13 protein-coding genes are annotated in these 13,035 nt (G+C 65.0%); 2 read left to right on the top strand and 11 right to left on the bottom strand.

The window, feature by feature from the left end:
* Positions 1–139 precede the first annotated feature (139 nt).
* The 6 genes from IPN92_16375 to IPN92_16350 all read right to left on the bottom strand — a co-directional run bounded on the left by IPN92_16375 (position 140) and on the right by IPN92_16350 (position 6,161).
* On the bottom strand, positions 140–1,882 hold the full coding sequence (locus IPN92_16375) for a nickel-dependent hydrogenase large subunit (protein MBK8639767.1): 1,743 nt from the start codon (positions 1,880–1,882) through the stop codon (positions 140–142).
* Positions 1,879–3,159 (bottom strand): (Fe-S)-binding protein, encoded by a 1,281-nt coding sequence (locus IPN92_16370; GenBank protein MBK8639766.1) that lies wholly within the window; start codon positions 3,157–3,159, stop codon positions 1,879–1,881. Before IPN92_16370 ends, IPN92_16375 begins: the two co-directional genes overlap by 4 nt.
* Positions 3,156–3,818, bottom strand: a complete 663-nt coding sequence (locus IPN92_16365) for a hypothetical protein (GenBank protein ID MBK8639765.1) — start codon at positions 3,816–3,818, stop codon at positions 3,156–3,158. Before IPN92_16365 ends, IPN92_16370 begins: the two co-directional genes overlap by 4 nt.
* Positions 3,815–4,912, bottom strand: a complete 1,098-nt coding sequence (locus IPN92_16360; protein MBK8639764.1) for a hydrogenase small subunit — start codon at positions 4,910–4,912, stop codon at positions 3,815–3,817. The genes IPN92_16365 and IPN92_16360 overlap by 4 nt, the downstream gene beginning before the upstream one ends.
* A gap of 183 nt (positions 4,913–5,095) precedes the next feature.
* A complete protein-coding gene (locus IPN92_16355) occupies positions 5,096–5,530 on the bottom strand; it encodes a hydrogenase expression/formation protein (protein MBK8639763.1) in 435 nt (144 codons plus the stop codon).
* Between the two features lie 97 nt (positions 5,531–5,627).
* A complete protein-coding gene (locus IPN92_16350) occupies positions 5,628–6,161 on the bottom strand; it encodes a hydrogenase maturation protease (GenBank protein ID MBK8639762.1) in 534 nt (177 codons plus the stop codon).
* Between the two features lie 92 nt (positions 6,162–6,253).
* Between IPN92_16350 and IPN92_16345 the strand changes: the two genes are divergently transcribed.
* Entirely contained in the window at positions 6,254–6,490 is a 237-nt protein-coding gene (locus IPN92_16345; GenBank protein MBK8639761.1) for a HypC/HybG/HupF family hydrogenase formation chaperone, read from the top strand.
* A 13-nt stretch (positions 6,491–6,503) separates the two neighbouring features.
* Here the strand turns inward: IPN92_16345 and IPN92_16340 are convergent, their stop codons facing one another.
* Positions 6,504–6,956: a hypothetical protein gene (locus IPN92_16340; protein MBK8639760.1), complete on the bottom strand. Its 453-nt coding sequence runs from the start codon at positions 6,954–6,956 to the stop codon at positions 6,504–6,506.
* 191 nt (positions 6,957–7,147) lie between these two features.
* On the opposite strand from IPN92_16340, the gene IPN92_16335 reads away from it, so the two are divergent.
* Complete coding sequence (locus tag IPN92_16335; GenBank protein MBK8639759.1) at positions 7,148–7,975, top strand: kinase/pyrophosphorylase; 828 nt, start codon at positions 7,148–7,150, stop codon at positions 7,973–7,975.
* 9 nt (positions 7,976–7,984) lie between these two features.
* Here the strand turns inward: IPN92_16335 and IPN92_16330 are convergent, their stop codons facing one another.
* Genes IPN92_16330 through IPN92_16315 form a run of 4 tightly spaced genes read right to left on the bottom strand, consistent with a single transcriptional unit; the run spans position 7,985 to position 12,957 of the window.
* On the bottom strand, positions 7,985–8,773 hold the full coding sequence (locus IPN92_16330; protein MBK8639758.1) for a glutamate racemase: 789 nt from the start codon (positions 8,771–8,773) through the stop codon (positions 7,985–7,987).
* 60 nt (positions 8,774–8,833) lie between these two features.
* A complete protein-coding gene (locus IPN92_16325) occupies positions 8,834–10,318 on the bottom strand; it encodes a glycogen synthase (GenBank protein MBK8639757.1) in 1,485 nt (494 codons plus the stop codon).
* A 26-nt stretch (positions 10,319–10,344) separates the two neighbouring features.
* Entirely contained in the window at positions 10,345–11,922 is a 1,578-nt protein-coding gene (locus IPN92_16320; protein MBK8639756.1) for a DUF1957 domain-containing protein, read from the bottom strand.
* A gap of 3 nt (positions 11,923–11,925) precedes the next feature.
* Positions 11,926–12,957, bottom strand: a complete 1,032-nt coding sequence (locus IPN92_16315; protein MBK8639755.1) for a hypothetical protein — start codon at positions 12,955–12,957, stop codon at positions 11,926–11,928.
* Between the last annotated feature and the right edge of the window lie 78 nt (positions 12,958–13,035).

The following is a 13,035-nucleotide window of genomic DNA, read 5'->3' as shown; positions in this document are numbered from 1 at the left end:
GCAAGGGCGGGCCGCGGCGTTAGGGGCATCATGGGAGGACGAGACACGCCCAGATCAGCCCTCCGGTTGCCGCTGGCCAAAGAAAAGGGGCACCGGGAGGATGCCGCGGTGCCCCTGGCTGGGCGGGTAAAGGCAGCAATCAGACGATCTTGATCTCGATCTGCTCGCCGGTCTCCGGGTCGCTCACATGGACGGCGCAGGCAATGCAGGGATCGAAGGAGTGGATGGTGCGCTGGATCTCGATCGGCTGCTTGACGTTATGCACCTGGTGGTTGTCCTGGAGTGCCGCCTCGTAGGCACCGGGGACACCCTGGGGATCGCGCGGACCGGCATTCCAGGTCGAGGGCACCACGGCCTGGTAGTTGGCGATCTTGCCGTTCTCGATGACGATCCAGTGGCCCAGACCACCCCGGGGGGCCTCCATGTAACCGGCACCCAGGCACTTCTTGGGCCAGGTAGCGGGATCCCAGAGGGCATCGTTGAAGGTCTTGGTGTCGCCGGACTTGATGTTGGCGATCAGGCTGTCGTACCAGACCTGCATCTGGTCGCCCAGGAGCTTGGTCTCCAGCGTCCGGGCGGCGGTGCGACCCAGGGTGGAGAAGAGGGCCCGGACCGGCACATCGAGCTTGGTCAGGGTCATGTCCACCAGTTCCTTGGCCCGGGCGTGGAGGGGCGACTCGGGGCTGGCGTAAAGCATGAGCATGCGCGCCAGGGGTCCGACCTCCACCGAGTGGCCCTTCCAGCGCGGGGCCTTGAGCCAGGAATAGCCGTCCGCCACATCCAGCTGCTTGAAGGGCGGTTGGACACCGCCACGGCCGTCGTAATCCAACTCGGTCTCCCCGGCATAGGGATGCAGGCCCTTGTCCTTGCCACCCTGATAGTGATACCAGGAGTGGGAGATAAATTCCTCGATCTGGTCCGGGGCATCCAGGTCCACGGGATGGATCTGGCTCAGGTCACGATTGAGAATAACGCCGGGCGGGACCAGGAAGCTGGCGGGATCATCCATGCCCTTGGCCGGAAAATCGCCATAACAGAGGAAGTTGCCGAGGCCTTCACCCCGGCTGGCCCAATCCTTGTAGAAACTGGCGATAGCCAGGGTATCCGGGACATAGACCTGATCCACGAAGACCTTCATCTGATTGATGATGTTCTGGACCTGGGCCAGGCGGGCGGAATTGATGGCCGAATCCGAGTTGAGATCAATGGGCGAGGCCACGCCACCGACGACGACGTTGGGGTGGGGGTTGCGGCCACCGAAGATGGTGTGCAGCCGGGCCACGTCACGCTGCCAGGCCAGGGCCTCCAGATAGTGGGCCACCGCCATGAGGTTGGCCTCGGGTGGCAGCTTGTAGGCCGGGTGGCCCCAGTAGCCATTGGCGAAGATGCCGAGTTGCCCACTCTCGACCAGGCCCTTGACACGCTTCTGGACATCGCTGAAGTAACCCGGCGAGGAATTCGGCCAGTTACTCAGGCTCTGGGCCAGGGCGGAGGTCGCCTTGGGATCGGCGCTCAGGGCGCTGACCACATCCACCCAATCCAGGGCATGCAGATGATAAAAGTGCATGACGTGATCGTGGATGTACTGGGCGCCGATCATGAGGTTACGGATGATCTGGGCGTTGGGTGGGATGGGGTACTTGAGGGCCGCCTCCACGGACCGCACGGAGGCGAGGCCGTGGACCAGGGTGCAGACGCCGCAGATACGCTGAGCAAAGGCCCAGGCATCCCGGGGATCGCGCCCGCGCAAAATGATTTCGAGGCCGCGCACCATGGTGCCAGAGGAGTAAGCCTGGGCGATGTTCTCGCCGTCCATCTGGGCCTCGATGCGCAGGTGCCCTTCGATCCGGGTGATGGGATCGACGACGATGCGTTCGCTCATTGTTTTCTATCTCCGTTCTTCTCTACCAGATGCTCGGCGATCATCTCGGTCAGGCCGACCACGGGGATGTCCATGTTGAAATCCTCCAGGCCCTCCTCGAGTTGGGTGCGACAGGTGGCGCACATGGTCACCATGCGCTCCGGCGCGACCTCCTCGATCTGCGCCTTCTTACGCTTGAAGGCGGTCATCTTGAGTTCTGCCGCGCGCTCGTTACTGCTCACGCCGCCGCCGGCGCCGCAGCACCACTGATAGCGACCGTGTTCCTTGAGATCGACGAAGTTGTCCGCGACCAGATCCATGAGGTTGCGCTGCTGCTGGATGACGCCACTCTTGCGGGCCAGGTTGCAGGGGTCGTGCAGGGACAGGCGATCCATCTCCTTACCCTCGGTCTTGATCCGCCCAGAGGCGCGCAGTTCCTCCAGGACTTCGATGATGTGGAAGACCCGGAAGGGATAGGACTTGCCAATCAGGTTGGGGCCCTCCCAGCGCACCGCCGTGTAGGCATGGCCGCACTCGGGACTGATGACATTCTTGACCTTGAGCTTGACCGCCGCATCCACGATGCGCTGCACCAGGGTGGCGGCTATGTCCTTGTTGCCGATCTGGATGCCGGCATTGGTGGCCTCGTAGCAATCGGTGCTCAGGGTCCAGCTAACGCCCGCGTGATCAAAGATCTTGGTGATGGCCTCCAGGTACTCTGGAAAGTTGATGATCTCCATGGAGGAGAGCATAACCAGGTAGTCCGCCCCCTCGGCGTCCACCGGCACCTGGAGCCCGGAACTGGCCTCCACATGGTCGATCTGCACCTGCAGGGTCTTCCACTTGAGGCCCATGGGGCTGCCGGTGCGCACAGCGCGCGCGGCGGCGGTGATGAGGCCCTCGGGGGCGTGGCCCGCGGCCACCATGCCCTCGCGGGTCTTGCGGATCATATATTGGATGTCGTTGCCCACCGGGCAAACCATGGAGCAGCGGGCGCACATGGAGCAGGAGTCATAGAGGAGAGGCTCCCACTCCGCCAGCATCTCGTCGGTGACTTTCTTGTTGAGGCCGAAGAGACCCTTGAGGCGGCCAAAGAGGGTGAACTCCGCCTCCCATACCCGGCGCAGGGGCTCCAGCTTGGTAATGGGCGTGTATTTCGGGTCCCCGGTCTCGACGTAGAAGAGACAGGCCTCGGCGCAGAGACCACAGTGGACGCAGCTCGAAAAGAAGGCCGCGACCGGCGCGTCGATCTCGGCGCGCAGGGCATTGAGGCCCCGTTCCAGTGATAGCTCGCTCATGACTGGACTCCCTTGCGCCCAAAGATGGCGCCGTTATACCACCGGGCAATGAAGGCGGTGAACATGTGGGTCAGCTTGGTAAAGGGCAGCACGATCAGGAAGATCTCCACCGACAGGATGTGCAGGCCCAGGGCGATGGGATAGGGGTTGACCAGCCGGTGGTAAGCCAGATAGCCCGTGATCACCACCAGAAAGGTGACACCCCAGGTCAGATAGTCCTCGAAGGTACTGAGGTGCTGCTTGACGGGATGCATCAGGCGGTGGACCAGGGCGGCAACCAGACCGACGAGGGTTACCGCCGAAATGGCGTCGATGATGGGATTGGGCAGGCCGGGCCAGGCGACCCCGAAGACGCTCTTGATGAGTTCAATGTGGGGGATGAAGAGGAAGAGGACGAGGATAAAGCCCAGGTGCCAGATCCAGCCGACCAGGACATCGAAGCCGGAGCGCTTGAAGGTGCCCGCATCGGCGAAGGACCGGGTGATCATGGTGCGGAAGCCCGGACCCCATTCGCTGGCGCGGGCCTCGGCGTAGTTGGTCTTGCGCCCCAGCCAGAAGATTTCCACCAGGCGCGCCAGCATCCCCAGGGCGAAGATGGCGATCGCCCAGTTGAACATGGGGCCCTTGGTCCAAAGCAGAAATTCCATCGGATTGGTCATAGCCTCTGCTCCAGTTGCTCGATGGTGACAGGTTCGCGATCCGCCACGGCATGCCGCTGTTGCTTCTTGGCCACGGCCGCCGCGACGCCACCGACGACGGCGCCGGCCACCCCCGCCACCGCCAGGGTGTGGGTGGCATTGGCGGTGGGCACCGACAGGGCCTGATAGAAACCCCCCGCATCCCAGAAATCGGGCTCGGAGCAGCCCAGACAGGGATGACCCGACTCCACGGGCCAGCTCGTGCCGGCGTTCCAGCGCATGGTGGCACAGGCGTTGTAGGTGCTCGGGCCCTTGCAGCCCAGGCGGTAGAGGCACCAGCCTGCCTTGGCGCCCTCGTCATCAAAGGTCTCCGCGAAGAGACCCTTGTCATAGAAGGGCCGGCGATAGCAGCGGTCGTGGATCGACTGACCGAAAAAGGCCAGGGGCCGCTTGTAGTCGTCCATTTCCGGCAGGGTCCCAAAGGTCAGGTACTGGGCCAGAACGCCGGTAATGACGGTGGGAATCGGCGGACAGCCCGAGACGTTGATGATGGGCTTGTTGGTAATGATGTCCTGCACGGCCACGGCGCCGGTGGGATTGGGGTAAGCGCGGGGCAAACCGCCAAAGGCGGCGCAGGTGCCCACGGCAACCACCGCCGCCGCCCCTTCCACCGTCTCCTTGAGAATGTCCAGGTTGCTGTGACCGGCGATGGTGGAGTAACCCATGTTGGAGCCGGGTCCCGGCAGGGAACCATCCACCACCACCAGATAGGAGCCCCAGTTCTCCTTCATGGCCGCCAGACGGGCCTCCTCGGCGGCGTCGCCGGAGGCGGCCTGGAGGGTGTGATGATAGTCCAGGGAGATGATATCGAGAATCAGGTTCTCGACCGTGGGGGAATGGCTACGGGTCAGAGATTCGGTGCAGCCGGTACACTCCTGGAAGGAGAGCCAGATGACGGAGGGCCGCCGCGCCTTGTCGAGGGCCGCCGCGATCGCCGAGGTCATGGTTGGCGGTAGCGCCATCATCGAGGCGGTGGCGGCGCAGAACTTCAGAAAGCCGCGACGCGTAACCCCATGTTCGCGCAAGCTCTCGCCTAGGGTCTTTTGGGTGGCCATTGTCCCTCCCGTCGGTTGAGTACCACTGCGTGACCGGCTGGACCGGTCTCACCCCGCAAAGCGGGAGTGATTGCTAACCAAGAAAATACGGCGGCCCAAGACCACCGATTGCCTGGCGCCCGCGGCAAGGACCGCGACGCCCTTCATCGCTCGGCTACCGGCGAACCCGTAACCGACATCACCTCATGCCGATGCCCCCGCGCCGCCCTCGCCGTCCAGAATCCCGTCGAGCCGCGCGGTGGCCTCGGCGAGATCCTCGGGTTGGGTCAGGAGCAGACTCGGGATGCGGTCGATCTCGATATGCAGGGCGATGCGCTCGCCTTCCGCATTGTAGTGATCGATCAACCAGACGGCAGGAACAGCGCTCTCCCAGATCCGGGTTTCTCCCAGGGCATGTATGACCGCCTCCACCTCCCCCCGGCCAAGGCGCGCCAGCAGGCGTGCCTCGTCGCCAGGACCGAAGGGGATGGCGCCCAGATCGATAATGCCCGGCACGCCGGTGGTGGCCAGGCGCTCTAGGGCATGTCGCACCTCGTGGAGAATGGGCAGGGAATTGCCCCATTCCTGAGCCACCTTCGGGACTTCGACCGCTAGAGAGATGCTTTCCGGACCAGACATCATTTCTATTAGTATATCGTTAATTGTTAATTATCAATTATACCCAGGCCGTGGCGGATTTTTTTTGACGCAGCGCAGCCAAACGGCGTGATCGGGACTAGCCAGGCCGCCGATCCTGGCCAGGAATCAGCTCCTGGCCCCCATCCCAGGCCCGCAACAGGTCGCGAATCCTGGCCATGGCCTCGGGCACCGCCGCAGCGACGGCGGGGCTGAGTTCATCCCCCCAATCAACCACTGCGGGCTCGACGCCGACCAGGGCCCGGTGGCCAGGCAGCGAATCCGTGATCCGCGACATGTCCATCAGATCCATCAGACTGACCTCGTGGACACTCTTACCGATGCCGCTGAGTTGGCGGTCCATGGCCTCCCCCTCGAAGACGCGCACCGTACCCGGCCGTTCACCCATGACGGCGGCATCCACCACAATGAGGCGGGGGCTGTCGGCGATGGGGCCAGAGAGGGTGAAACTGAGGGTACCGCCATCAAGCAGGCCAACATCGCCGAGACCGCCCTCCGCCTCCAGGCACCGAATCACCACCGCCCCCAGGGCCTCGTCCGTGAGCAGGGTATTGCCGAGCCCCAGGATGAGGGTCTGGGGCTGGGATTCGCTGACATCATTGGGTGGGAACACGCGGGTATCCTTTAGGGTGAAGGGCGGCTTGCGCCAAGCCGCCAAGGCGTATTAGGCTGCACTTATCTATTCAACGGAGACTCAATACCACTATGTGCCTCGGTATTCCCATGCAAATCCGTTCCATCAATGGCCTGCTGGCGCGTTGCGAGGCCAAGGGCGTCGAGCGGGAGGCCAACCTCCTGATGCTGGAGCACGAGAACCTCGCCATCGGTGATTTTGTCGTCCTGCACCTCGGTTACGCCATGAACAGGATCACCCCCGAGGAGGCGGCGGCGGCCTGGGATATCTACGACCAGATGCTCGCCGCCGAGGCCAGCCTCGCCTGATCCCTCACCGCCCCTAGAGATACTGGCTAGCGATCCGGTACTGGCGATCGGACTCGGTCTCATCCTCGCCCTCCTCCTCGACCATGATCTCGCAATTCTTGGCCATGCGCGCCTGGACCGCCGCTTTCCAGGCCGGGTTGGACTGGGCCGCCAACTGATCCGCCGGTGTCAAGGTCGCGACCAGGGCGGCGGCAACGAAATGGTCCGCCTGCTCCAGCCAGTTGGTGTCCTTGCCGCAATCGGTGTAGGTCCTGACGGTATGCGTCTTGGCGGTCCTCAAGGCATCATCCAGCTCGGTCGGATCGGCATCGGGGTCGAGGGCAAGCTGGCCGGCGCGGCGCACCCCGTCATTCAGGCACAGGTGCATGACACTCCCGGCGAAACGAGCGCCCATGAGGCGTTGTTCCTTGGGCGTCAGGGCATTGAGAGCGGCGCGTAGCTGTTGATCATTGGCGATCTGGGTCATGGTAGGGCTCCGTATGCCTGGCCAGGGCCGCCTTGGGGCGAGCGGACAGGGACCATGGATTCATTAGCGTTTCATCAAACACTGATTAGTATGGCCTTGGAGATGCATCACCGCATTGACATGGGTCACAATGTCACACCGATCCGCGCCCTGCGGGACTGGCCCATCCGTTGCACCTACCGAGCCCCCTCATGAAACGCACCGTCTTCTTCGTCTCCGAAAGCACTGGCATCACTGCCGAGGCCCTTGGCCACAGCCTGCTATCTCAATTCGAAGGCGTGGACTTCGAACGCGTCTACATGCCTTTCATCAACACGGAGTTGCGCGCCAAGGCCCTGCTGGACCTGATCCAGGAGGCGGCGGATCGCGACGGGGCCAGGCCCATCATCTTCAGCACCATGCTGGATGACCGGGTGCGCGGGGTGATCAAGAGTGGTAGGGGTTACTTCCTGGAACTCTTCGAGATTTTCATGGAGCCCATCAGCAGGGAATTGGGGATACCCCCCAGCCTCAAGTCGGGACGCAGCCACGCCATCACCGAGCCCAATTCCTACATCCAACGCATCGATGCCATCAACTTTGCCATGTCCAACGATGACGGGGTGCGACCTGATAATTTCAAACGCGCCGACGTCGTCCTGACGGGCGTCTCGCGTTCCGGCAAGACCCCCACCTGCCTGTACCTGGCCATGCACTACGGTCTGATGGCGGCTAATTATCCCATCACCGAGGAAGACTTCGAGCAGGGGGACCTGCCTCGGGAAATTTATGAAGCCAAGGATAAGGTCTATGGCCTCATGATCGACGCCCAACGGCTGCACCTCATCCGCCAGGAGCGCCGCGCCCATAGCGAATACGCCTCCCTGGCTCGCTGCCAGGCCGACATCCGCCGCGCCCAGGCCATGTTCCAGCGCTTGGGTATCCGCGTCCTGGATACCACCAGCCAGTCCATTGAGGAGATCGCCTCCCACATCCTCAAGGCGGTCAAGAATAAACAGCGTCACGCCGAGGGGCACTAACCCCGCGCTCTACTCCCCCAGAGTTCTGAGTTCGATCCCAGCCCCCCACAGCCTTTCCATGACCCGCCTGATTCGAGCAGGTTGACCACTCGCCCAGAAGAAGTCGCGACCGTTACGGGGTGGGGCAAGCAGGCCCGCCTCGGCCAGGCGGCGACGGACCTGGCGGGCGACGGCGAGGCCCGAGTCCAACACCTGGACCTCGGGACCCGCCAGATCCCTGATCAGGGGCGCCAGGTGCGGATAGTGGGTACAGCCCAGCACCAGGGTATCCGCGCCTCGGGACAGGAGGGGCACGAGATAGCCGGCCAACAGGGCGCGGGTCCCCTCCCCGTCCAGATCCCCGGCCTCGACGCGCTCCACCAGGCCGGGACAGGCCTGGGTCAGAACCTCGGCGCCGCCGTGATTCGCCACCAGATGAGAGAACTTCTCGCTGGCCAGGGTCTGGCGGGTGGCCAGCACCCCCACCACCCCCGAGCGACTCCGGGCCACCGCTGGCTTGAGGGCAGGCTCCATGGCGATCACGGGCACCGCATAACGGGCGCGCAACAGCCTGGCCGCGGCGCCGGTGGCGGTATTGCAGGCCACCACCAGGGCCTTGGCGTCACGCTCCAGCAGAAATTCGGCGATGGCGATGGCGCGGGCCTCGATGGCCGCCAGGGGTTGGTCACCATAGGGGGCATGCGCCGAATCCGCCACGTACAGCAGATCCTCGTCCGGAAGTTCGCGCCGGATCTCGCGCAGGACGCTGAGTCCCCCCACGCCGGAATCGAAGACGCCGATAGGTCGGTCAGACGGCATGGCGGGGCCTGGAGCAAAGAGGTTCCGGGGGCCGGGTGCCCGGAGCCCGCGGGGATTTCATCAGGGAACATCCGGGGCCTGGGCCCGGATTTTTTCAAAGATATCGAGATATTGGCGCGCGGGCCGGGCCCAGGAGTTATCCATGGCCATGCCATTGAGACGCAACTGCCGAAAGTATTCCGGATAGTCAAACCAGAGCCCCAAGGCGCGATCCAGGGCGGATTCCAGGGCCTCCGGGGTCCGGTCGTCAAAGACATAGCCATTGCGCTCCGCGAAGGGCTTGTCCGAATGGTTGGCATCGAAGACCGTGTCCGCCAGACCACCCACGCGCCTGACTACCGGTACCACCCCATAGCGCATGGCGATCATCTGGGTGAGGCCGCACGGCTCATAGACGCTGGGGATGACCATGATATCCGCCGCCGCGTAAATGAGGTGGGCCAGGTCCTCGTCGTAGCCCAGTTTCAGGTGGCAGTCCGGATTAGCCACCGTCTCCCGCTGCAGCACGCGGAAGTAGGCATCCAGGATGGGGTCCTGGGCACTGCCCAGCAGTAGCGTTTGAGCACCCCGTTCCAGGCCATGGAGGATGGCGTGGCGGATCAGTTCCACCCCCTTTTGGGCGTCCAGCCGGCTGACCACGGCGATGAGGGGCTTGGCGGCCTCGGCCAGGCCCAGGCGCTGGCGCAGGGCCTGCTTGTTACGGGCCTTGTCCGGCAGGTTCTCCGGGCCATAGGCATAGGGCAGGTGCTTATCGGTCAGCGGGTTCCAGGAATCGTAATCGATGCCATTGAGGATACCGCTGAACTTGTGGCCGTGGCGACGCAGGGTCTCCTGGAGTCCCATGCCCTGCTCCGTGGACTGAATTTCCCAGGCATAGCGAGGCGAGACCGTGGTAACAGCGTTGGCATAGACGATACCGCCCTTCATCGGATTGACGGTATGGGGGTTGCCCGGGTCGCGCAAGCGGTCCAGGGTCATGAGGCGCCGCGCATCCAGACCCGCCTGATGCAGGACATATTCGCCCACCCAGCCCTGGTGTCCCAGGTTGTGCAGGGTGTAGCAGACCCGGGTTCGGTTCAGGCCCAGGGCCTGGTAGGTCTCGTAGAGCAGCACCGGAATGAGCCCGGTATGCCAGTCATTGCAGTGGATGACGTCCGGGTGGCGCCCGGACTGATGGAGAAACTCCAGCAGGGCCCTGGCATAAAAGGTAAAGCGGTCCGCGTCGTCCGACTCGCCATGAATGACGCCCCGGTTAAAAAAGTCCTGGGGCGAATGGGGGTCGATAAACCAGCAGTCGATGCCATCCACCTGGCCCTGATAGAGGTCGCAGGGAAATCCCTGTTCGTAAAAGGGCACCCAGAGATCGGGGTAGGCCATTTCCAGCCCGACGATCGCCTCCAGGCACAGGCAGTCGTACTTAGGCAGCAGGACCTCGACCCGATGCCCCGCTCGCACCAGTTCCCGGGCCAGCCCCTGGACGAAATCCCCCAGCCCACCGGCCTTGGCCACGGGGGCGCATTCGGCGCTGGCCATGACGATATACACAAAAAAGACCTCCAGATTGTAAGGGGTTAGCCGAAGTGGCCCGGATCCAGATCGGGAAAGATGCCATCCATCAGCTCCAGGCCCACCAGGCGCTCACCCGGGTCCAGCCCCCGCCGCAGGGCATCGGCGAGAAAGGCGAAGCGCGCCAGATGGGCGCGCAGACGGGCCTCGGCATAGGGGCTGCCACCGCCACGACCCAGGTGAAAGGTCCAGTCCGAACCTTGGGCGAGCAGGAGGGAGCGGGCCGCCTGCCGGAGCAGACGCCCCCTTGGGCTGGTAACCGGCGCGGCGCCATGGGTACGGCGCAAGGCCTGAAATTCGACCGCCGCCTGCTGCAATTGCAGATGGACCCAAGCGGTCTCGGGCCTCAGCCAGGTGCCATTATAGCCACCCTCGCCCCAACTGGAAGCGGCGACGCGACAGGTCCCGGCGGCGCCATGGTCCGCAAGATGCTGGCCAAGGCTCACCATCACCAGGTCCTCGCTGACCTCCAGTTCCCGGATCAGGGCATCCAGAAACAGGGGGCCCTCGTACCACCAGTGGCCAAAGAGTTCCGCGTCAAAGGGGGCGACAATCAGCGGAGGCCGCCCACTGGGGGGCAGGCGGGCGATGACCCGACGCCGCCGAGCGACGAAGGACCGCGCATCCTGGACCGCCCGACGGGTGGCGCGTGCGGGGTCATACAGCGCCTTGGGTCCCACGCCACCTGTAACCCGATGATATTTGATCCCCGTGGGCCCCGCGGCCACCCCCGGGGGCAGGAAATCGGCCAGGGCCTCCGAAGGGCCAGCAAAGCCCAGGTCGGCGTAATACTCCCGGTAATCGGGGTGAGCAGGGTAGCCAGCCTCGCGGCTCCAGACCTCATGGGCCGAGTCGGGATCGCGGCCAAAGAAGGCAACGCCCCCCGCCACTACCGGGGCATAGACCCCCCAGGGCGGGCGCGGCTGACCCTGCTGGAGCCCATGGGCCTCGAGCAGGCTGTAGCCATAACCCGCGGCGGCGATCTCGGTCTCCAGGCCCGGATAATAGCCACACTCCGGTAGCCAGAGCCCGGCGGGGGCCTGGCCCATCAGGGCGGTGAAGGCATCCCGCCCGACCCGGATCTGGCCCCGGACGGCACCCGGATGCGGGCGCAGGAGGGGCGGATAGCCATGGGTGGCGGCCGTGGTGATCAGTTCCACCTGGTGATCGTCGCTCAAGCGCGTCCAGGCGCCGATGAGGTCGGCGCCCAGGCCATCGAGAAACTGGCGCCGCCGCGCCCGGAATTGGCGCTCATACCAGCGCGTCAGCCAGTGCTGGCACGGATCGCGCGGGCGGGTGGGTTCGCCGGCGCACAGCCGCAGACGGCGATCCAGATAGTCCAGGAAGCGGTCGGGCAGACTCGGATCCGCCAGCATGGACAGGAGGGTGGGAGAAAGCGACAGGGTGAGACGGCAGGGACTGCCCCGGGCCCGCGCGGCCTCCAGGACCCCAAGCAGCGGCAAATAGCAGTCGGCGATGGCCTCGTACAGCCAGTTTTCTTCCAGACTGCGCACCTGTTCCGGATGCCGGACATAGGGCAGATGGGCGTGGAGCACCAGAGCCAACTGAGCGGGGGGAGTCACGGCCTATCGGGCTGGGAGGGGGCCCGTCGGGCGGGGGATGGAACCCGCGGCGGAAGAAGGGGCCTCGAGTGGGTAGGCAAAAAGCCAGAAGTGGGCACCCAGGCCCCCCACGCCCGGATCTGCCCAGGCGCCCGACGGGGAAACGGGCGAGGTGGAGGAGGAACCGGGGCTGGAGCGGGTGCCGCGCGGATCGAAGGTAGCCAGGAGGGGGGAGGTCTGGCCGGCGCTCGCAGGCGGCTCCGCGGACCCCTTCACGGGCGCCACCGCCGCCAGGTGCGCCAGAGGCGCCGCCGGGCGGGCGGGCGGTAAGGGGCCTGGCCCCGACGGCGGATCCCAGGCTATGACCAGGGGCGGGACCTTGGGCCCGCTAGCGGGCCTTGACCGAGGGGCGCCAATGGGCTGGTAACCCTCATCGGCGGAGGGGGTTGCCAGAATCGGTGGCTGGGGAAATTCCGGCTCCAGCACCCGGCCCAGATCCACCAGGGTCGGGTCACAAGGAGGAGAGGTCTCCTCCTCGGCCGGGGCTGGAGTCGAGGGCGGCGGACGCACCTCCGCCCCGGCCTCCTCCTGGTCCCCGGTGAACCCGGCGGGCCGGGGTGGGGTCACCCGTAAGGGACGCGGGGGCAGGGTCGCCAGATTGGATCGCGCCAACAGGATCCAGCCGCCCTCCGGGGTGGCGAGGCCCAACTCGGCCCGGTAGAGGACACCGGGACCGCCGCTCACCAGGAAGCGGGCCACACCCTGAGCATCCAACTCGCCAGCCGGCAGGGACAGGGCCGCGACCTCCAGCTGCCCCGCATCCTCCCGTAACAGCCGCAGCCGTTGATGGATACCCCCCAGCCCCACGGGGAAGGCGCCCCGGACCAGCGCCAGTTGTCCTGACTCCACCTGCCACTGGGCCTGCAACTGGTCGGGGTCGAGATCAAAGAGACTAAGCAGGGTGCGGCGGGACGTCAGCGGGAACTCGCGCTCGATGCCCGCGGCCACCGCGCGGAGCCGATCCGGCGCCCAGTCACCCCTGGGGGTCTCAGGCATTCAGGCGCTGTCCGCGTAATCGCATGGCAAGGAAGATACCGGTCATGACTCGAACCCGCTGCTGGCGTAAGGTGCCGG

This window comes from Chromatiaceae bacterium (genome assembly GCA_016714645.1).
Taxonomy (GTDB): domain Bacteria; phylum Pseudomonadota; class Gammaproteobacteria; order Chromatiales; family Chromatiaceae; genus M0108.
This window is presented reverse-complemented; position numbering and strand designations above follow the sequence as displayed.

Bases quoted from the DNA above. Each gene is read 5' to 3' on its own strand.
- IPN92_16365 (MBK8639765.1), bottom strand. From the start codon at position 3,818: ATGACCAATCCGATGGAATTTCTGCTTTGGACCAAGGGCCCCATGTTC.
- IPN92_16345 (MBK8639761.1), top strand. From the start codon at position 6,254: ATGTGCCTCGGTATTCCCATGCAAATCCGTTCCATCAATGGCCTGCTG.
- IPN92_16375 (MBK8639767.1), bottom strand. From the start codon at position 1,882: ATGAGCGAACGCATCGTCGTCGATCCCATCACCCGGATCGAAGGGCAC.
- IPN92_16370 (MBK8639766.1), bottom strand. From the start codon at position 3,159: ATGAGCGAGCTATCACTGGAACGGGGCCTCAATGCCCTGCGCGCCGAG.
- IPN92_16360 (MBK8639764.1), bottom strand. From the start codon at position 4,912: ATGGCCACCCAAAAGACCCTAGGCGAGAGCTTGCGCGAACATGGGGTT.
- IPN92_16330 (MBK8639758.1), bottom strand. From the start codon at position 8,773: ATGCCGTCTGACCGACCTATCGGCGTCTTCGATTCCGGCGTGGGGGGA.
- IPN92_16315 (MBK8639755.1), bottom strand. From the start codon at position 12,957: ATGCCTGAGACCCCCAGGGGTGACTGGGCGCCGGATCGGCTCCGCGCG.
- IPN92_16340 (MBK8639760.1), bottom strand. From the start codon at position 6,956: ATGACCCAGATCGCCAATGATCAACAGCTACGCGCCGCTCTCAATGCC.
- IPN92_16335 (MBK8639759.1), top strand. From the start codon at position 7,148: ATGAAACGCACCGTCTTCTTCGTCTCCGAAAGCACTGGCATCACTGCC.
- IPN92_16355 (MBK8639763.1), bottom strand. From the start codon at position 5,530: ATGTCTGGTCCGGAAAGCATCTCTCTAGCGGTCGAAGTCCCGAAGGTG.